Below are 18484 nucleotides of genomic sequence, written 5' to 3' on the forward strand. Positions count from 1 at the left end.
CGGCATGAACATCCTTCACGGCAGAACGTTCACCACGAACCGTGAAGAGCCCGATTGCGCGGGCTTTCCTGGCGCGGCCGTCGGTGCTGATCCTGGATGAGGCGACGTCGTCAGTGGATACGAGGACTGAGGTGCTGGAGCAGAAAGCGATGAGTGCGCTGCGGTCTGGCCGGACTTCTTTCGTGATCGCGCACCGCCTGTCCACCATCCGCGACGCCGACCTCATACTGGTGATGGAGGCCGGCCAATTTGTGGAGCAGGGGACGCACGCTTCGCTGTTGGCCGCGGGTGGGGCCTATGCGCGCTTGTATGAAGCTCAGTTCGCGGCTCCTGCGGCGGAGGTTTAGGTGTCTGGTTTTCGGACCAAGGAAGAATAGGCGGATTGAGCAATGGCGGTCGCTATGTGCTTGTCGACGTCCTTGTATTTAAATTGACGCATGGCATGGGCGTAGGCGCATGCATATACAGATTCCTCGTCATCCTGTTCCAATGCCCAAGCACGGCATTCGCGAATAAACTCTTCGAATGGTGAGTCCTTGGCAAAAACATCAACATCAGCCCAAGATTCCCACTTCGCGTCCTGATGCCAATTATCAAACCGAGCAGGTCCAGCCTTGTGAAATATTATGCTCAACTCAAGGGTTATGGGATCTAGCGGGGCCACGTTTAAGTCAAGATCACCGAAATCAATCAGAATTGGTCGGTCATCCGCTGTCACGAGAACGTTTTCCCCGTGAAGATCGCCGTGGCAAACTCGCGTCTTCATCGGCACCACCGGAGGGTCACCACTAATCAACTCGTGATTCGAGGCGGGCAGTGGAGTTAGCTCTTCATCGAGAATGCGGCGGCGGCGCAGTTCTGCCACGTTGGTAGCTTCTGGAGGGCTATGGTGGACCCAAGTCCTGGTTGCTTCCTTGAGATTCCTTACTGCTGACGCCGCACGTTTTGGATCTTTGTCAAGTACCTCAAACATGGAGACGCAGCCTTCGGCGAGACTGGAAAGCAAAGCCGCTTGCCCGCGTAGTCCCGCCGTGATGGGTGAGAGTGCAGGGGCAAAGAATCCAGTTTGCAACCGATTAGGAACAAATTCTTCGAAGGCACTACGTTCCTTTAAGGCTTTTTGGAAGGGGACGACCTTCATGAAAATATTCGCTCTGCCGCCGTGCGGTGATGATAGTTCTACTCGTGCGAGAGAAGCGCCTGAAAGGCCGCCGGCGATCGGATGCACTTTGACTTCTGACATATTGATCTGAAGGGCATACATTCGAACCGCCCGTAGAAACATTGCATCAGACATCTCACCGGATTCCACTTGGCATAGATTCTCGAGTGTGACGAGCCCTCGATTCAGAGTATCTACTAAGTCCTCGAACTCGTCCAGATCGTCTTTTTCAACGAGCTGGACCATAGGGTAATTCTTGTAACCGTAGATGTCTTGAGTTCCGCCAGCGGACAGCTGAGCGCGCGTATTTCGCGGGGTAGCGAAAGCGGTCAAGAAAACTAAAGGTGTCCCGGGGCATAACTCTCGGGCAGCGGCGTGCACTGCAAGCCCATGGCTTTCATTCACATCTGCGCTAGTGCTCGTAGGCGGGATACGCAAATCGCAGACAATCAGGTCATAGCCTTGCCCTTTCATGGCGGCCAGTGCGTCGTCACGAGAGCCTGCTACGACAACTACAGAATTTGGAGCCGCTCTAGCAAAGACCTCTTTAGCCTGTCGAGCGCTTCTATCCTCATCCTCAATCAGCAAGATTTGCATGTTTCCCCTCTTGTTCCTTTGGCAAGGGCCACCGAATCTCGCATGATGTTCCTCCACGCTCTCTTGGGGTAAGCCGAATCGTGCCACCCAAGGAATGAATCGCCCGCTGCGCGATTGCCAGTCCCCAGCCGAAATGCGAATCTTTTGATTTCTTGGTAACCCCGGGTTCCCAGACTCTTTCGCTTGCTTCAGGCAGGCCCACTCCTTCATCAAGCACAGCCACCCACACCTGAGTATCACTAACACCGCAGTTGATCACGACATTTTTTTGGGTCGACTCACTTGCTTCCACTGCATTACGAAGAGCATTTTGAAGCGCCAGTCGCAACAACCCTGGGTCTCCCTTAGCAATGACTGGTTCGGTTCGTGATGCAACGGCTTGTTTGTTCGTGAAGCCGCCCGCATGAATTTCTTCCATGATTAGACCGGCGAGATCAAACTCTAGGAAACGAGGTGCCGCTGCGGCTTCGTTCAGTCGATGAATGGTCGCTAGAAACATTTTAAGACGTTCGATACGAGTGGACGCCAGAGAGCCTTGGTATTCCTTACCTAGCGATGCCTTCACTGCACTATTTATATCCGTAACCAAAGGTCGAATCTCGTGCAGAATAACTTGCGTCACGGATTGAATCGCTTCGGCCCTAGCATCCTCCAGCTCTTCACTCGGAATTGAGATCCATGCCTCGCCAACGTCCTGGCCACCGTTCGCCTGTTCCCATTTCGCGATTGCCCTGTCCAATGCCACGCGCACCCAGGAGTCAGTCTCGGTAGCTCGAATTCTGCGCACGCGGGAAAGCGACGGTTGTGATTGAGCCTCAGCAATCATGCGTGCACCCCGTAGCCGATCTTGCGATCTGCCTGATGCCAACAAAGTAAAGGGATCAGCTGGATCCAAGGTCAGCGACTCCCTCTCGATCGTAGAACGCTGCTCGGGCGGCAAAGGCCTTGCTTCCGCCCTCCATGATGCGCGTTACGGCTGAAACGATTTGTCCGTCCTCGAGCGAACCTTGATGAGAAACGAATCCTTTTTCGCCATCAGAGTCCATGACGACAACCCAATCGGCCTCGCCTAATACCGGGATATTCGCGTTGTGTGATGTGAAAATAAACTGGTCTCCGGCCTCCCTGCGGCGAAGAGCCTGAACGAGTGTCGAGGCGATAAAGGCGTTATCCAGGTGATCCTCAGGTTGATCCAGAACTAGTGGGTCTCCATGGTGACCTAGCAAAACGGGAAGAACTGCGGTGCATCGCTGTCCAATGGACAATCTATCGCTCGACTTGTACTCGGGGCCGTCGAGTAAATCGAGTCCCACGCCGTCGTCGATAACCGCCGTTATCACATCAGCAGCTCCCTGATTACGCAAACCGCTTATTATGGCTCCCGCCCGTTCAGCGGAGATTCCCAACGCCGTGCTCAGAGCGTTGAAGTTCTGCGTTTCGACCCAAGTCACGAGCTCCTGGGGAGACACCTCGCGGGCTAGTCGGGGAGCGATCGAGTTGTAATGAAGGCCACTACCTCGTAGAGCAGCGATGATCGCGGCTCGATATTGTGAAGCATTTTCCGACTTGGTGACGCGGATACGTACCATTGGCGACAGTCTGTCATTGAGGTCCTCCGCTATGGCTGATCTTTCACTAAATATCTGATCGCGGACTTCGTCGAGTGATTCGTAAAGGCGATCACGCTCCGCGGTAACGGACCGTAGTCTTTCGAGGCGCTCTTTCAGTAGGCCATGGACTGCTTGCAGTTGACCGCTGCGTTCCTCAAGCTCAGCTACTAGCCGTGTCGTGTGTCCGATCCCAGCCTGGGCGGACTCCAAGATCTGCCTGATCTTGCGGCTCTCTTGATCGACTATTGCCTTCGCTTGGGAAGTGCTCGCGGCCGCCTGCGATATGCCCGTGGATATATGCGCTACATGTCGAAATACGGCGTCAAGTAAGGAAGAAATTTCGGCGACAGCGGGGCGGTACTCGGCTAGAGCGTCGGGCCCGGCGTACTCAGGCCAGCGCTGCAGCAGCGAAGGGACGCTTGCCTGCAAACGCTCCAAATCAAGCTCAAATCGAGTTGACTGGGCTCTGTCTTGAGTCAGTATGGACTCCTGCGCGGCGAGGGTTTGGCCAGCGGACTGCAGGGATTTTAGTAGGTCCTGCTGTTCTTTCGAGGTCCGCGACGCTTCCAACATCTGCTGCTGTTTCGTCTTGGCGTCCGATAGTTCGGCGGTTATCTCTGCAATTCCCGCAGCTTCCTCGCTTAAACCGGACACTTCTGTCTGAAGTCCCGCCAGTTCCACCGTGAGACTACTTAGTTGCGCCCGAAGGAGTTCCATCTTTTGAGCAGTGGCGTCTTGGTTTGACCTAAATCGGTCGATTAGATGAAGCCGCCCTGATGCTTGGGCACCGACGGCCTCAATTTCACTCTGAGCAAGGACGGTGCAGGCGATTCTGTCAGAACCGGCGGTAGTGGTGACATGACCAGACGCGGAACGCGTAATCAAGTATGTTGAGTCACCATCCCTGATAGTGAGAGTTACCGCGCCCCCTTCGAGGATCGCCACAGCCTGTTGGTTACCCCTTAGCCCAGCATCTTCAGTGAAGGATCCTACGCCAAGACAAAAGCGAATGAGTTCGACGATAGAGGTCTTTCCCGTTCCTCGAGCGCCGATAATGACGTTTAGGCCTTCATGCAAGCTCACATCCAAGCCCGCCAAGAATCCTTCGGCTTCTACCTGCAACCGCTCAATACGCAACGCGCGCTCCTATGTTCTGTGACAATTCATCTTGCCATGGCGGGTCTCACATTCGTTTGTGCGGGCAGTATTGGCGTTTCGTGTGGACCGTAAAAGTTCACGTCGATTCGTGGGGGCCACCGCCAAGGGATATAAGTCCTAGAGGTGTAATGATGCATTCCGCCTACAGTTCGCGAACTATCCACCGGGTGACCAATGGGGTTGCAGAGTCGGGCTAGCTAGCAACAGACGACACCTTACGTACGACCACGACGACCCCTACTTCAAAGCGCTTCAGCAGGCTGTTCACGAGTCGAAGCAGGCATATGACTGGTGGCGGTGAATTGCGGGTGGACTACAATCATGGCAACGCCGAGCACGGCGTTAGGCCAGGAGCCTCACGGGCCAAACAGCGCGATATCGTGCGCCCCGATATGAGTGGCTTCCGTGAGGGAGAATGCTGAACCGCCCGCTCACCCCCCCGCCGTAGCACACCGAAACACGAAGCAATGTTTCGGCGTGTCGCACGTAACCTGTTTAGATGCCCCGTTTTGCTCTTGATATTGAGTCCGTGCCCCGCCCTGCCCGCGCCCAGGAGCTGCTGGACGCCGTGAACCAGCGGGTCGTCATTGCCGACGGCGCCATGGGCACCATGCTGCAGGGCCGGGAACTCTCGCTCGAGGACGACTTCCTGGGGCTCGAAGGCTGCAACGAGATCCTCAACGCCACGCGGCCGGACGTCCTCGCAGACATCCATGACGCGTACTTCGCCACCGGCATCGACGCCGTCGAAACCAACACCTTCGGCGCCAACTGGTCCAACCTCTCCGATTACGGCATCGACGACCGCATCGAGGAACTCGCCCGCAAGGGCGCGGAGATCGCCCGCGACCGAGCCGAAGCGGCAGAAAAAACAGACGGACGCATGCGCTGGGTCCTAGGCTCCATGGGGCCCGGCACCAAGCTCCCCAGCCTCGGCCACACCACCTACGACTACCTCAAGCAGACCTTCGCCCTCCAGGCCGAGGGCCTCATCGACGGGGGAGCGGACGCCTTCCTCATCGAAACCAGCCAGGACCTCCTGCAGACCAAAGCCGCGGTCAACGGCTGCAAGCAGGCCATCGTGTCCCGCGGCATCCGCCTCCCCATCTTCGTCGAGGTGACGGTCGAGACCACCGGCACCATGCTCATGGGCTCCGAAATCGGCGCTGCCCTCACCGCCCTCGAGCCGCTCGGCGTCGACGCCATCGGACTGAACTGCGCCACCGGGCCGGACGAGATGAGCGAGCACCTGCGCCACCTGTCCAAGCAGTCCTCCGTGGCCATCGCCTGTATGCCCAACGCCGGCCTGCCTGTCCTCGGCCCCAACGGCGCGCACTACCCGCTCTCGCCCACCGAACTCGCCACCGCGCACGAGCAGTTCGTGCGCGAATTCGGCCTGGGCCTGGTGGGCGGCTGTTGCGGTACGACGCCGGAACACATGGCCGCCGTCGTCGAACGTCTTGCCCCCTTCCGCACCGCGGCCGCGGTCACCAGCGGCGGCCGGGGCGCCGACGGCTCCCGCGTTCCCACCGAGCGTGAAGCCGGCATCGCTTCCCTCTACCACCACGTGAATTTCGACCAGGAGTCCGCGTACCTCGCCATCGGCGAGCGCACCAACGCGAACGGTTCCAAGGCCTTCCGCCAGGCGATGCTGGAAGAGCGCTGGGACGACTGCGTGGACATCGCCCGCGAGCAGGTCCGCGTCGGCGCGCACCTGCTGGACGTCTGCATCGACTATGTAGGGCGCGACGGCGTGGCGGACATCAAGGAGGTCGTCTCGCGTTTCGCGTCGGCCTCCACCCTCCCGCTCGTCATCGACTCCACCGAACCGCCGGTGCTGCAGGCCGGCCTCGAACACATCGGCGGACGCCCGGTGGTCAACTCCGTCAACTACGAAGACGGCGACGGCCCGGACAGCCGCTTCGCGCGCATCATGCCGCTCGTGAAGGAACACGGCACGGCCGTGATCGCCCTGACCATCGACGAACAGGGCCAGGCACGCACCACCGAAGGCAAGGTTGCCATCGCCTCCCGCCTCGTCGACGCCCTGGTGGGCGACTGGGGGATGCGCGTCGAGGACATCATCGTGGACGCGCTGACCTTCCCCGTCGCCACCGGCCAGGAAGAAACCCGCCGCGACGGCATCGAAACTATCGAGGCCATCCGCCAGATCACCACGAAGTACCCCGGAATCAACACCACGCTCGGCGTCTCCAACGTCTCCTTCGGGCTGAACCCGGCAGCGCGCATGGTGCTGAACTCCGTGTTCCTGCACGAAGCCGTCCAGGCCGGCCTGACCAGCGGCATCATCGACGCCGCCAAGATCGTGCCGCTCGCCTCCCTCCCGGAAGACCAGCGCAAGGTCGCCTTGGACCTCGTCTATGACCGCCGCGAATACGACGCCGACGGCAACCTCACGTACGACCCCCTGGCCAGCATGCTGGACCTGTTTGCCGGCGTCGACACCGCAGCGCTGAAGGACCAGCGCGCCGCGGAACTTGCGGCGCTGCCCACCGGCGAGCGCCTGGAGCGGCGCATCATCGACGGCGAAGGCAAGGGCCTCGAAGAGGACCTCGACCTGGCCCGCAGCGAGGGCATGACCCCGCTCGGCATCATCAACGACAACCTGCTCGAGGGCATGAAGGTGGTGGGCGAGCGCTTCGGCGCCGGCGAGATGCAGCTGCCGTTCGTGCTGCAGTCCGCCGAGGTGATGAAGAGCGCCGTGGCCCTGCTCGAGCCGCACATGGAGAAGTCCGACTCCTCCGGCAAGGGCACCATGGTGATCGCCACCGTGCGCGGCGACGTCCACGACATCGGCAAGAACCTGGTGGACATCATCCTCACCAACAACGGCTACAAAGTCATCAACATCGGCATCAAGCAGGGCATCGCCGAGATCATGGCCGCGGCCGAGGAGCACAACGCCGACGTCATCGGCATGTCCGGGCTGCTCGTGAAATCCACCGTGGTGATGAAGGAGAACCTCGCCGAACTCCAGTCCCGGGGCCTCGCGAAGAAGTGGCCCATCATCCTCGGCGGCGCCGCCCTCACCCGCGCCTACGTGGAGCAGGACCTGGCGGAGCAGTTTGACGGCGTGGTCAGGTACGCCAAGGACGCCTTCGAGGGCCTTGCCCTCATGGAACCGCTGGTCCGCGTGGCCCGCGGCGAGTCACCGGACGACGTCGGCCTGCCGCCGCTGAAGAAGCGGATCCACAAGGGAGGCGCGAAGTTCACGATCACCGAACCGGAGGCCATGCCCGGCCGTTCCGACGTCGCCGCCGACAACGCCGTGCCTGCGCCGCCCTTCTGGGGCACCCGCATCGTGCGCGGCGTCGCCCTCCACGACTACTCGGCCTTCCTCGACGAGCGCGCCACGTTCATGGGTCAGTGGGGGCTCAAGCCCGGCCGCGGCGAGGACGGCGCCTCCTACGAGGAACTGGTGGAACGCGAGGGCCGGCCTCGCCTGCGCTACTGGCTGGACCGCATCCTCGGCGAGGGAATGCTCGACGCGTCCGTCGCCTACGGCTACTTCCCGGTGGTCTCCGAGGGGGAGCAGGTGGTGGTGCTGCACCACGGGGAGGATCGCGACGGCGTCCTCGGCACCGCGGGTCTCCTCGCCCCCGACGGCGGTTCAGGCGGTCCGATCGGCACCGACCGGCTGCGCTTCAACTTCCCGCGCCAGCGCCGCGACCGGCACCTGTGCCTGGCCGACTTCGTGCGTTCGCGCGAATCGGGGCAGGTGGACGTTCTGCCGGTGCAACTGGTCACCGCCGGTTCGAAGATCGAAGAGTTCACGTCCAAGATGTTCGCCGCCAACCAGTACCGCGACTACTACGAACTCAACGGCCTGGTCATGCAGCTCACCGAGGCGCTGGCGGAGTTCTGGCACGCACGCATCCGCAAGGAACTGGGCTTCGCGGCCGAGGAGCCGAAGGACACGGCAGGATATTTCAAGCTCGACTACCGCGGTGCCCGGTTCTCGCTCGGCTACCCCGCGTGCCCGGACATGGAGGACCGCCGCAAGGTGACGGAACTGCTGAAGCCCGAGCGGATGGGCGTGATCCTCAGCGATGAGCTGATGCTGCACCCCGAACAGTCCACCGACGCGTTCGTGTTCCACCACCCGGAGGCGAAGTACTTCAAGGTGTGAGTTGGTGCTGGTCCCTGGCCTGGGCAGGGTGTCCGTTGACCCTTCCGCCCGCGCTGGAGACCGGCTTCACCCGCCGGAGCGCAGCGAGGATGGCCCGCCCCACCACAGCGATTCCCACCACCGTGGTGATGCCGCGCAGGGTGTCCCAACCCGCCGTCGACGTCACCAGCGAGTAGAGCAGGAAGCTGCTTAGGTTCGTGCCCAGCGGCGCGCCGGGCGCGTACGAGATGCCGGTGCCGGCGCCCACCGCGAACGGCCAGAACCACAGGTTGGTCAGCAGGCCGAACACGTACGACGCCACGATACCGTAGCCGCCCAGCATCCACAGTTCGGCTTTGCCCCGCACCCGCCGGGGGAGCAGGCCGGCCCCCGCACCCACCCACGCGCAGGCGAAGATCTGGAACGGTGTCCACGGCCCGATGCCACCCCACAAGGCACTTGAGAGGGCGATCGTGGCGGCGCCGAGGAGCATGCCGAAACGGGCACCGTACGCCCGGCCGGCCAGGATCAGCAGGATAAAGACTGCCTCCACGCCCCCGACGCCGGTGCTCGCCACGCGCACCGCGGAACCGACGGCGGCCAGGACGCCGAGCAACGCCACCGTGTGTGCGGAGCGGACCGACCCGTCCAGGGAGACGACGACGGCGACGGCGGCGAGCGGCGCAATCGCCAGCGCCGCGTACGGGAGGGCGGCGGCAGCGTCCTCCGGGAAGGCCGCGGCGAGCAGCGGCCAGCAGAACGCTGCGAGTGCCAGAAGGTTTGCGGCTGCGAGGACGGCGAGCTCGACGCCCCGGGGCATCCGGATGCCGCGCTGCCTTGCCGCGCCCTGGGTATCTGTGGGTTCGCTGACCCGTGGCCTCGGGCCGGCACCCGCCTGCCGGGGGAGCGGGAGGAGCGGTTCGGGCTCGTTGGCCGGTGCGGAAGAGGGCACGACGCCGTCAGTCATCGGAAGGATCCGGGCACCGAGGCCGTGGGCAAAGTCGAGGTCGTGCGTGGCGATCAGGACCGCCGCACCGGAGTCCGCTGCCGCCCGCAGCGCTGCCGCCATCGCGGTGCGCGCCGCAGGATCGAGTCCGCGGGTGGGCTCATCGATCAGGAGTACCTGGGGGCTGTCCATGGTCTGCAGCGCAATCGCAAGGATCCTCCGCTCTCCTGCCGAGAGGTCCCGGGGATGCTCATCCCCAATGGGAATCCGGACGTCACCGCGCAAGCGGGCCAGGCGTGACGCCGCGGGCAGTGGGGAAAGCTGGTCACTGCTCCGGCTTGGGTTGCTTCGGCCCGCGTGACGCCGAGCCTGCCGCGCAGCGCGCACCTGGCGCCGCTCGGCCGCGCGGAGCTCTCCCGCCACCGTATCCCTGGTGAAGAGGTCGTCCGAGGCATCCGGGACGAGGGCGACCCGGCCGCCGTCGACCGTCCCGCCGTCGACCGTTGTTCCGCCAACTGTTCCTTCACCCAGGGCGAGAGCCACCAGGAGGGATGATTTCCCGGCACCGTTCGGGCCCACGAGGGCCACCACTTCACCGCGGTGCAGGGTCAGGGACGCGTCGAGGACAAGCGGCTTGCCCTTGCGGTGCACCGCGACGTTTGCCGCCGTCAGCACCGGCGCGTGCTCCGCTGGCTGTACCGGCGTTGGACGGGCGGCAGGGGCCGAAGGAGGGGAGGGCGCGGCACCTGGTACCAAGGCGCCGTCGTCGATGGTCCACCAGGAATCGGCAACCGGTACGAGCTGCTGCGCCCGGTGCTCTGCCACGATGACACAGACACCGTCGTCGCGGGCGAGGGCGTTGAGTACTGTGATGACGCGCCGGCGTGCTGTGGTGTCGAGGTCGGCCAGGGGCTCATCAACCAGGAGCAGGGCCGGATGCTGCACCACCGCGGCGGCGATGGCTACGAGCGTTGCCTCACCCGCCGAGAGGGTGCTGACATTCCGGTCCAGCAGTGCCGACACCCCGATTCGCTCCGCGACTTCCAGGACCCGTTCCTTGGCGGTACCGGAGGCCATGCCGCGCAGCTCAAGCGCGAGGGAGATTTCGTCCCGGACCCGGGTGGAGGCGAAAGCGGCGCGGGGATTCTGCAGGACGACGCCGATGAGCCGTGCGGTATCGCGCGGCGGCGTGGTGGCGCGGTCTGTTCCCCCGACGCGCACGGTGCCGGAGATTTCCCCACCGTCAACGTGTGAGAGAAGGCCTGCGATCCCCCGCAGGATGGTGGATTTGCCGGAACCCGTGGGCCCGGTAATGACCGAAATTGACCCGCTCGACGGCGCAAACCCCGCCACGCGCACCCGCGCGTCACCAATGCGGAACTGGGCGTCGCGCACCAGAAGCGGGCCGCCGTCGTCGTGCCCGGGTTGGTGTGCTGCCCTACTCCCGAAGCCGCGCAGCTCCAAGGCCGCGGCCACCCGGCCTGCGTGCTCAAGGGTGCGCTCGAGCACGGGGACCAGGGCCCGGGCTCCGAAACGTTCACCCCGCAATCGGAAGGCCAGGCGTACGGACGTGACGGCGTCGGCCAGCGCCGGGAGCGCCGCCCAGGCCACCACCAGGGTCCGGGCCAAGCCCTGCAGGGGGCCGCCGCGGGCCAGGCGGACGAAGCCGCGGGCTATGTCCACCCAGGCGTTGAGGATGCCGAAACCGAGGATGATCCCGGCGATCGGCAGGGCGGACAGAACTGCCTGCCACAGCCCAGGTCCCGTTAGCGGGCCGAGGAGGACCACATGGGCGTACGGGGCTGGCAGCCGCACCGGCGGCAGGTCAAGCAAAACCGGCTCACCGATGCCCGCCCCGTTGAAAAGGATGCGGTAGATGACCCGCGCCGCGATGAAGACGACGGCGAGAGCCGCCGCTGCACGTAGCGGCGCGGGTCGAAAGGTCATGCCTTCGGGGCGGCCGGTTCACCGTCGACGGTGTAGAGCAGTTCGAGGCTCTCTCCGGGGCTGACCTGCAGGGTGGCGAGGCCTTCCTGGGCGTAGGCCCAGTCACCGGTGGCGGGCTTCACCCAGAGGGACCAGTAGGCAAAGGCGGCGGGCATGCCGCTGCATTCTTCCTTGTACGTGCCGCCCTTGTGGACGATCTCGAAGTCTGCGGCGGGCACGCCGTTCACGCGGCACACGAGTTCGTTGGGGTACTGCGTGGTGCCTACAGTCTTCACGTCTGCCTCCTCGAGCACCTTGGAGGCGGGGGTCTTCGCGTCCACGGGCACGCACACGGACTTGTCAGCGGCTGCCTGCTTCAGGGATCCCGAGTCGACGATGACCTTCACGCCGGTGCAGGGCCCGTCGGCGGCGGAGGAGGCCGCTGCCGTGGAGGCCGGTGCAGAGGTGGTTGGCTGGGTGGCGGCCGGCGTTGAACAGGCGGCGAGGGTAAACAGGAGACCTGCGGCGGCGAGGGAGCTCGCGGCGGCGGTGCGGATCGTAGTCAAAGTCACGTGTCAAGCGTAGGGCGTTGCTGGTCAGGAGCGGGATGCCGTCGCATTGTGTGACGCTACTTCTCCACTGAATCCAGGAATGACGCCTGCATCAGCAGGCGTCATTCCCTTTCGGCGGGCGGCCACACCGCAACCACGCAGGCGACAGCACTGCGTAGCAGGAGCTTTTTGTGAGCCAATTCGCAACCTTGTGCCTGCCGACGTCGAGGTTTACCGTAATCCCATGGCTCGGCGAATTCGCGGAGATGCGACGGCGGCGGCCGTCATGGTGGCGGGATCGGCAACGTTCCTGGCCGGGGCCTTCATGCCAGTCTCGCGTGTGTATGTCGAAAGAGACCCGCAGCGCAAACTGGCCATTCTGCTGGCGGACCCTGGGCAGTGGAGTACCCAGCAAATGCTCTTGGCCGCAGGCACAGCTGCGTTGCCCGTTGGCGTGGTGATGCTCGCCCGTCACTGGGATACGGGAAGCGGGCGGGGCAGTCAGGAACCCTTGGCGGGGCAGCGGCTTGCCCAAGGCGCCGCACTTGCGTGGGTCGCGGGAGCTGGTCTGTTCCTGGGTCACCTGAAGGCGCGATACAGGGATCCGGAGGCCTTCGCGTTGGGGAATATGCCCTTCTGGCCCTTTCAGGGGTACATGGGGCTGAGTCTTGCCGGCATGGGTGCCCTGGGTGGCGGGCTTTTAGCACGGGCGCGTGCTCACACCAATTCCGGCGCCCTGCCACAGGACCCGCGCTGGCCGGGCTGGCTCAATGTGGGCGGGGCCGGAGTCTTCGCCGGCGTCCTGGTGGCTACCGGTGACCTGCCGCCCCTGCTGGTCTACGTCGTGGAGCTGACAACCGGGGCTGCGCTGCTACGGCAGCTCCGCCGGAGCGCCGACCCGGGGAAGCCAGCCTAACTCGCGGATCCCTCAGCGATTGTGAACTTGTACGGACCCCAATTCACTGGGGCCGTCGCCGTGCAGGAGCAAAATAGTCCTCGGCTAGAACTGTGTAGTGCCGCGCATCTTCCGAGGGCGGCCGTCCGGGTCCACCACCAGGCGGTACGCAGGGTCCGCCCAGAGACGCTGGAGGGGCGTCACCGGTTCGGTCGTGTGGTGCCGCACATGTCCCCTAGGGCGGGGTGGGCGGGCGCCGGTCTTGTGCCAATGGTCCAGGGCATCGGCAGCGGCATTCCACAGGCCTAGGCCGTCCGCCGGATCGAGTAGCCGGGGATCACTCTGGTCTAGGCCCAGGTGTTCGGCCCAGAGCTGGAGCCGGAGTCCTTGGGCCAAGGGACGGGAAGCCCCGGAACCATTGCGTGCCTCGGGTGCTTCCTTCTGGCCATCAGAGGTGTCGATGACCGCGCAGGTCAGCTCGCTGTCCGTGGTCCAGGACCGCCGGTTGAAGTTGTCTGACCCGCACGTAAACCAGGTGTCGTCGATGATGCAGATCTTGGCATGGACATAGATCGGAGTCCCGGCCCTGTTCTCCAGGTTGAACACGCCGAATCTGTCGGGCGCAGCGCGGCGCATCCTATCGATGGCGCGCAGTTGCCCAAGCCGCTTGGGTGGCCCTCCCAGCGCACCGTCGGAATCCGGGTAGCGGGGCACCACGGCGATCACGTTCAAACCGGGGTTCTGTTCGAGGGCCGCCGCGATTCCCTCTGCCACCTCAGCCGACCACAGGTACTGGTCCTCGATGTAGATCAACGAACGGGCCAGACCGAAAGCCTTGGTATAGGCCCGGGCAACGCTCCGCTCACCATGGGGTGCGAACGGGAACGGCGGATGCTTCACGCCGTAGGTGCGCAGCAGTTGCACGGCGTGAGGGCCAGCCGGCGGCGGGGGCGGCGCAGTCTCCGGCAGGGGTTCGGGGTGCCGGGGCATGTCGGCCAGGCGTTGCAGCAGCATCCGGTATGGAGTGCGACGGTCCAGAGGATGGGGGTCATCCCACCTTTCCGCGAACAGCTTCAGAACATCCGCCACCACCGGGCCGCGCAGTTCCAGTGCGGCATCGTGCCAGGGCGGCTGTTTCCCGTACCGGGGATCCATGTCCACAGCCTGCGGGTCTCCCATGTGGTCGGCGTCGTCCCGGCGGCTGTGGGAAAGGTCGATCCCGCCAACGAATGCGACGTCCCGCGAAGGGTCCTGACGATTGCGGATGACGAACAGTTTCTGGTGATGGCAGCCGAAGAGGCGCACCCGTTGATCCAGCAGCACCTCGCCGCCGGCGTCGTTGATCTGGCGGCTGAGGTGCTCGTTGGACAGGTTGCTCATGGGGGCAGACACTCGCTCTCCGTGGGACCTCCAGACAAGCCCGCGCACTTCAACTCCGGCCCGGGCCAGCCGCGCCAGCACCTCGCCGATCGCCGGCCCGTCGGGCGTCAGCCGTTCGTCGCCGTCGCCACGCCAGTCGGTGAACCACACCCGGTCTCCCGCCTCAAGGGCGGACAGTTCCTCGTGCAGCCGGGCGAAATAGGTGGCACCGTGAATCAGGGGCCGCACGAGGTTCCCCTCCGACCACGACTGCGATTCCCCACTGCCTGTGTGCACTTCGGTGGCTGCATTGCCCCACTCGGCGGCACTCAAGAACCAGTAACCAGCACTACTGTCCACTCGTCGTTCCCTTCGGGACCCGGGGCCCGTCATTGGGCGTCCGGCCTACCAGTAGCCTACGACTGTGCCGGTCAATGTCATCCGGTGGTGCCGTCGTCCCGCCAATTCCGGAGGACTGGACACACTGAGCCGCCGGATTTATCGTGCAGATGTGGCGGCTGCCTGACTGGCAGGATTGCCAGTGCTGCCGGTCTGTTGTTGCGGCCGTCCGTCATGACAGGAGGAAGCAGATGGAACACGTAGAAGAGACCGTTGACGTCGCCGTACCGGTGCGGACCGCGTACAACCAGTGGACCCAGTTCGAATCCTTTCCACAGTTCATGTCCGGTGTGGAGTCCGTAACCCAACTGACCGCCACCACCAATCACTGGGTTACCAAGGTAGGTGGTGTCCAGCGCGAATTCGACACCGAAATAGTTGACCAGGAGCCTGACGACCGGATCGCCTGGCGCAGCACCGACGGCAAGTCCCATGCTGGCATCATCAGGTTCACGCCGCTGGACGCCAATCATACGAAGGTCAAAGTCCATTTCGAATGGGCGCCGGAAACCGTCACTGAAAAGGCAGGCGCGGCACTGAAGATCGACGAGATGCAGGTCAAGGCGGACATGCGTAAGTTCAAGGACTTCATTGAATCGCGCGGCACCGAAACCGGCGCCTGGCGCGGTGAAGTCAAGGACAGCGGCCCGACTGGGCAGTTCTAGAACCGGAGGGTTCGCCCAATTCGCGGGAAGCGCGCGGGATCGCTGGATCGCTCCAGCGATCCCGTGCCCTTTCCCGCGAGTTCGGCGGCGGGGGCTGCGTTGTGCCCTCGCCACAGCTGGAAAAACGTCCGCAGCCAGTCCCTGCGCCCTATCCAAGGGACTGAAATGTACTTGTATAGATGTATACAAGTATGCTTAATGCGGAGGTAATCACATGGCAGATTCACCGTCCCGGAACACCGGGGCACACGTTGTCTACGCGGAGCTGAAGCGGCAGATCCTGAGCCTTGAGCTGAAGCCCGGGGCGCGCATCTACGAACCGGCAATGGCCGAGGCGCTGCAAGTGAGCCGTACGCCGCTCCGGGAGGCCATCCGCCGGCTCATTTCGGAGAACCTGCTGGAACAGCAACCCACCGGTGGTGTTCTGGTGCCGGCCCTGGATGAGGCGGCAATTTCCGAGCTGTACGAGGTGCGCGCGGCCATGGAATCGCTCATGGCGCGGCAGGCGTGCGTGAAGGCCACCACGGCGGACATCGAAGCCCTCCACAGCATTCTTGAGCGCAATGCGGCCATGGTGCAGTTTGCCGATGAAGCCATGAAGCAGGGCATGTCGCTGCATGCAAAGATCGCCGATATTGCGGGGAACTCGTGGGCCCGGCGGTTTCATGACCAGATCTCCAGCCAGATGGAGCGATACCGCCATTTCACCAACAGTACGCAGGAACGGCGGGACCAGGCGCTGGCACAGCATCGGATCCTGGTCGACGCGGTGGCCGCCGGCAAACCCGACAAAGCCGCCAAGCTAGCCTTCGACCACGTCATGGGAGCCAGGGACGCGGCGGTGCGTGCCCTCACAGGCAGCCTCGCCGTCTCATGATCGGCGAACTCGGACGCCGCTCGGCCACAGCACTCCTCACGCATTCCGCCCTGATCCAGGCGGTCACCTTCCTGGTCCGTCCGGCCGCCACCTACCGGGCGCTCGAGCTGGACGTTCCCGGATTCGCGCTGGGTCTCCTCGCCGCCAGCTACGCGGTCTTTCCCCTGTTGCTCGCCGTCCCCACGGGCGGACTGGTGGACCGCCTGGGTGAGCGCCGGCTGATGGCGATCGGATCCGCCGTCGTTCTTGCCTGCTCTGCCTTCCTGCTGCTGTGGGGATCGTCCATCGTGACGCTGGTCATCGGAACCGCGTTCCTCGGTGCCGGCCAACTTGCCTGCGTAGTGGGGCAGCAGGCCGTGGTGGCCAACAACGCTGCCTCATCCAGGATGGACTCGGCCTTCGGCTACCTGACGTTCGCGGCATCGCTGGGACAAGCCTTGGGGCCGTTGGCGATTTCCCTGGTGGGAGGGGCCTCGGTGCGGCCCGATACGCAGGCGATCTTTTTCCTCTCTGCCTGCATGAGCCTGGTGCTTTTCGTGACCACATTTGGCGTTTCGGCCAACGTCAGCGGGGGCAAAAGGAAGGCAGTGGTGGGCGATGGTGGCGGCGGCAAAAGCAGTGTTGTTGCGCTGCTGAGGACACCCGGCGTCGCACGCGCTCTGGCCACCAGCGCCACCGTCCTGGCCGTGGTGGACCTGACCATGGTCTACCTCCCGGCGCTCGGATCCGAACGCGGGCTCTCAGCGGCAACGGTGGGCCTGATGCTGACCACCCGGGCCGTGTTCTCCATGGTTTCCCGGCTCCTGCTGGGCCAGATGGCACGGAAGCTGGGGCGCATGCGGTTGTTGGTGTTCAGCCTGGCGTTGTCCACTCTCGCGCTTTCCGCGGCCGCAATTCCCATGCCGGTATGGCTGCTGTTTGTGATCATGGCTGTGCTGGGGTTGGGCCTCGGCATCGGCCAGCCCCTCACCATGTCCTGGCTTTCAGCCCAGGCTCCGGCGGGGCAGCGCGGCCGGGCGCTGGCCCTTCGGCTTGCCGGCAACAGGGTAGGCCAGGTGGTGCTGCCCAGCGCCATCGGCGTAGTGGCGGCCGGACTTGGCGCAGGAGGCGTCTTCCTGGCATCAGCTGTGGTGGTGGGCGGGACGCTCCTGCTGCTGCGCGGCGTGCGCCTGGACGATTAGACTCGTCCGCTCAGGATGGCGAACGGGTGTCGAACGCCCCAGCCGATTCCCGTAGAAGGCGTGCGACGGTGTCCACCGGCGTACTCGGTGACCGTCGCCGGTCGAACCGGCGCAGGACGATCCGTCGCGTTCCGAGCCCGGGGACGTCCAGGACGTCGACCCCGTCGTGGGCGACGCCACTCAACGCCAAGGTGGGCACGATCGCAATACCTTCGCCCGCAGCGACGAGCGCGAGTGCGGTGAGCGTTTCCTGGTATTGATGCACGGTTTCCATCTGGGCGCCGGTTGACTGGCGGAGCCGACCGAGCACTGCAGAGTTGGCGGCTGTGGGTTCCACGCCGAGCCACGGAAGTGGCAGGCGGGCAAGGTCGATGTTCTCGGTGCTGAGCAGGGCGCCGGCGGGAACCACCAGCTTCCATGGCTCGTCAAGCAGGGGCTCCTCGGTCATTCCGGCGGAAAGTGAACGCTGTTCGGCCGTCGTCGAATCGAGCTCCACCACGACGGCGTCGAGCTGGCGCTGGCGGAGCAGCCGCATCAGGGCAGGGAAGTCGTCCTCGACGATCCTGATCTGCAATTGCGGGTACTGCGAGCGCCACTCGGGCAGGCGTGGGATCACCACAGTCCGAACGAAGCTGGTGAATCCGCCCACGCGCACGACCCCTGCGATCTGGGCCCCGCCTTCGATACGGGCGCGGGCGACGCTGAGTGCGCGTTCAATCTCCTCGCCGGCTTCCGCGACTGCCAGGCCGGCCGGTGTCAAAACTGAACCTTTGGGCGTGCGCACCACCATGGCGTGCCCCGTCTCGTCCTCCAATTTGTTGAGCTGCTGTGAGACGGCCGAAGCGGTAATTCCCAGCTCGTCAGCCGCGGCGAGCACCCCGCCCGTACGGGCAACAGCAAGAAGAACGCGCAGCCTGCGCGGATCGATATCCATGTTAAGTAGTTCTAAACCACACCTTCAGTGAAATGCAATTGCTCTAAAGGCATTTCAAACTCATAATTGCTGTTAAACCGGACGGGCCCGCGGAA

General features: G+C 63.9%; 12 protein-coding genes and 1 pseudogene. 6 read left to right on the forward strand and 7 right to left on the reverse strand.

Going from position 1 to position 18484, the window contains the following annotated elements; translation table 11 throughout:
* Window positions 1-77: 77 nt before the first annotated feature.
* Window positions 78-347 (forward strand): annotated as a pseudogene (locus V9L18_RS19310) (ABC transporter ATP-binding protein); the annotation flags it as partial.
* Here V9L18_RS19310 and V9L18_RS19315 read toward each other — a convergent pair.
* From V9L18_RS19315 to V9L18_RS19325, 3 genes are read right to left on the reverse strand one after another with little or no spacing between them, the layout of a single operon-like run.
* Window positions 344-1759: a phosphotransferase gene (locus tag V9L18_RS19315; RefSeq protein WP_337348771.1), complete on the reverse strand. Its 1416-nt coding sequence runs from the start codon at window positions 1757-1759 to the stop codon at window positions 344-346. The pseudogene V9L18_RS19310 and the gene V9L18_RS19315 sit on opposite strands and share 4 nt — an antisense overlap.
* Window positions 1740-2585, reverse strand: a complete 846-nt coding sequence (locus tag V9L18_RS19320; protein ID WP_337348772.1) for a sensor histidine kinase — start codon at window positions 2583-2585, stop codon at window positions 1740-1742. Before V9L18_RS19320 ends, V9L18_RS19315 begins: the two co-directional genes overlap by 20 nt.
* A 55-nt stretch (window positions 2586-2640) precedes the next feature.
* A complete protein-coding gene (locus tag V9L18_RS19325; RefSeq protein WP_337348773.1) occupies window positions 2641-4506 on the reverse strand; it encodes an AAA family ATPase in 1866 nt (621 codons plus the stop codon).
* A gap of 520 nt (window positions 4507-5026) precedes the next feature.
* Between V9L18_RS19325 and metH the strand changes: the two genes are divergently transcribed.
* On the forward strand, window positions 5027-8677 hold the full coding sequence (metH, locus tag V9L18_RS19330; protein WP_337348774.1) for a methionine synthase: 3651 nt from the start codon (window positions 5027-5029) through the stop codon (window positions 8675-8677).
* On the opposite strand, the gene V9L18_RS19335 is transcribed toward metH, so the two are convergent.
* Both V9L18_RS19335 and V9L18_RS19340 read right to left on the reverse strand, forming a co-directional pair.
* Complete coding sequence (locus V9L18_RS19335) at window positions 8667-11549, reverse strand: ATP-binding cassette domain-containing protein (protein WP_337348775.1); 2883 nt, start codon at window positions 11547-11549, stop codon at window positions 8667-8669. The two genes, metH and V9L18_RS19335, sit on opposite strands and share 11 nt — an antisense overlap.
* Window positions 11546-12100 carry a hypothetical protein gene (locus V9L18_RS19340; RefSeq protein ID WP_337348776.1) on the reverse strand — a complete coding sequence of 185 codons (555 nt, stop codon included), beginning with the start codon at window positions 12098-12100 and terminating at the stop codon, window positions 11546-11548. Before V9L18_RS19340 ends, V9L18_RS19335 begins: the two co-directional genes overlap by 4 nt.
* Window positions 12101-12323: 223 nt before the next feature.
* Between V9L18_RS19340 and V9L18_RS19345 the strand changes: the two genes are divergently transcribed.
* Window positions 12324-12995 carry a hypothetical protein gene (locus V9L18_RS19345; RefSeq protein ID WP_337348777.1) on the forward strand — a complete coding sequence of 224 codons (672 nt, stop codon included), beginning with the start codon at window positions 12324-12326 and terminating at the stop codon, window positions 12993-12995.
* Between the two features lie 84 nt (window positions 12996-13079).
* Here V9L18_RS19345 and V9L18_RS19350 read toward each other — a convergent pair whose 3' ends face one another.
* Entirely contained in the window at window positions 13080-14693 is a 1614-nt protein-coding gene (locus V9L18_RS19350; protein WP_337348778.1) for a phospholipase D family protein, read from the reverse strand.
* A 230-nt stretch (window positions 14694-14923) separates the two neighbouring features.
* On the opposite strand from V9L18_RS19350, the gene V9L18_RS19355 reads away from it, so the two are divergent.
* The 3 genes from V9L18_RS19355 (at window position 14924) to V9L18_RS19365 (ending at window position 17455) form a co-directional block, all read left to right on the forward strand.
* Window positions 14924-15397: an SRPBCC family protein gene (locus V9L18_RS19355; RefSeq protein ID WP_337348779.1), complete on the forward strand. Its 474-nt coding sequence runs from the start codon at window positions 14924-14926 to the stop codon at window positions 15395-15397.
* A 214-nt stretch (window positions 15398-15611) separates the two neighbouring features.
* Window positions 15612-16274, forward strand: coding sequence for a GntR family transcriptional regulator (locus tag V9L18_RS19360; protein ID WP_337348780.1), 663 nt, complete (start codon window positions 15612-15614; stop codon window positions 16272-16274).
* A complete protein-coding gene (locus tag V9L18_RS19365) occupies window positions 16271-17455 on the forward strand; it encodes an MFS transporter (RefSeq protein WP_337348781.1) in 1185 nt (394 codons plus the stop codon). The genes V9L18_RS19360 and V9L18_RS19365 overlap by 4 nt, the downstream gene beginning before the upstream one ends.
* Before the next feature lie 10 nt (window positions 17456-17465).
* Here the strand turns inward: V9L18_RS19365 and V9L18_RS19370 are convergent, their stop codons facing one another.
* Window positions 17466-18389, reverse strand: coding sequence for a LysR family transcriptional regulator (locus V9L18_RS19370; protein WP_337348782.1), 924 nt, complete (start codon window positions 18387-18389; stop codon window positions 17466-17468).
* Window positions 18390-18484 lie beyond the last annotated feature (95 nt).

The sequence above is a fragment of the Pseudarthrobacter sp. CCNWLW217 genome, assembly GCF_037203985.1.
Classification (GTDB): domain Bacteria; phylum Actinomycetota; class Actinomycetes; order Actinomycetales; family Micrococcaceae; genus Arthrobacter.

Excerpts from the sequence above, each read along its gene's own strand:
- metH (WP_337348774.1), top strand. The coding sequence starts at position 5,027 with ATGCCCCGTTTTGCTCTTGATATTGAGTCCGTGCCCCGCCCTGCCCGC.
- V9L18_RS19335 (WP_337348775.1), bottom strand. The coding sequence starts at position 11,549 with ATGACCTTTCGACCCGCGCCGCTACGTGCAGCGGCGGCTCTCGCCGTC.
- V9L18_RS19360 (WP_337348780.1), top strand. The coding sequence starts at position 15,612 with ATGGCAGATTCACCGTCCCGGAACACCGGGGCACACGTTGTCTACGCG.
- V9L18_RS19315 (WP_337348771.1), bottom strand. The coding sequence starts at position 1,759 with ATGCAAATCTTGCTGATTGAGGATGAGGATAGAAGCGCTCGACAGGCT.
- V9L18_RS19365 (WP_337348781.1), top strand. The coding sequence starts at position 16,271 with ATGATCGGCGAACTCGGACGCCGCTCGGCCACAGCACTCCTCACGCAT.
- V9L18_RS19320 (WP_337348772.1), bottom strand. The coding sequence starts at position 2,585 with ATGATTGCTGAGGCTCAATCACAACCGTCGCTTTCCCGCGTGCGCAGA.
- V9L18_RS19370 (WP_337348782.1), bottom strand. The coding sequence starts at position 18,389 with ATGGATATCGATCCGCGCAGGCTGCGCGTTCTTCTTGCTGTTGCCCGT.
- V9L18_RS19345 (WP_337348777.1), top strand. The coding sequence starts at position 12,324 with ATGGCTCGGCGAATTCGCGGAGATGCGACGGCGGCGGCCGTCATGGTG.
- V9L18_RS19355 (WP_337348779.1), top strand. The coding sequence starts at position 14,924 with ATGGAACACGTAGAAGAGACCGTTGACGTCGCCGTACCGGTGCGGACC.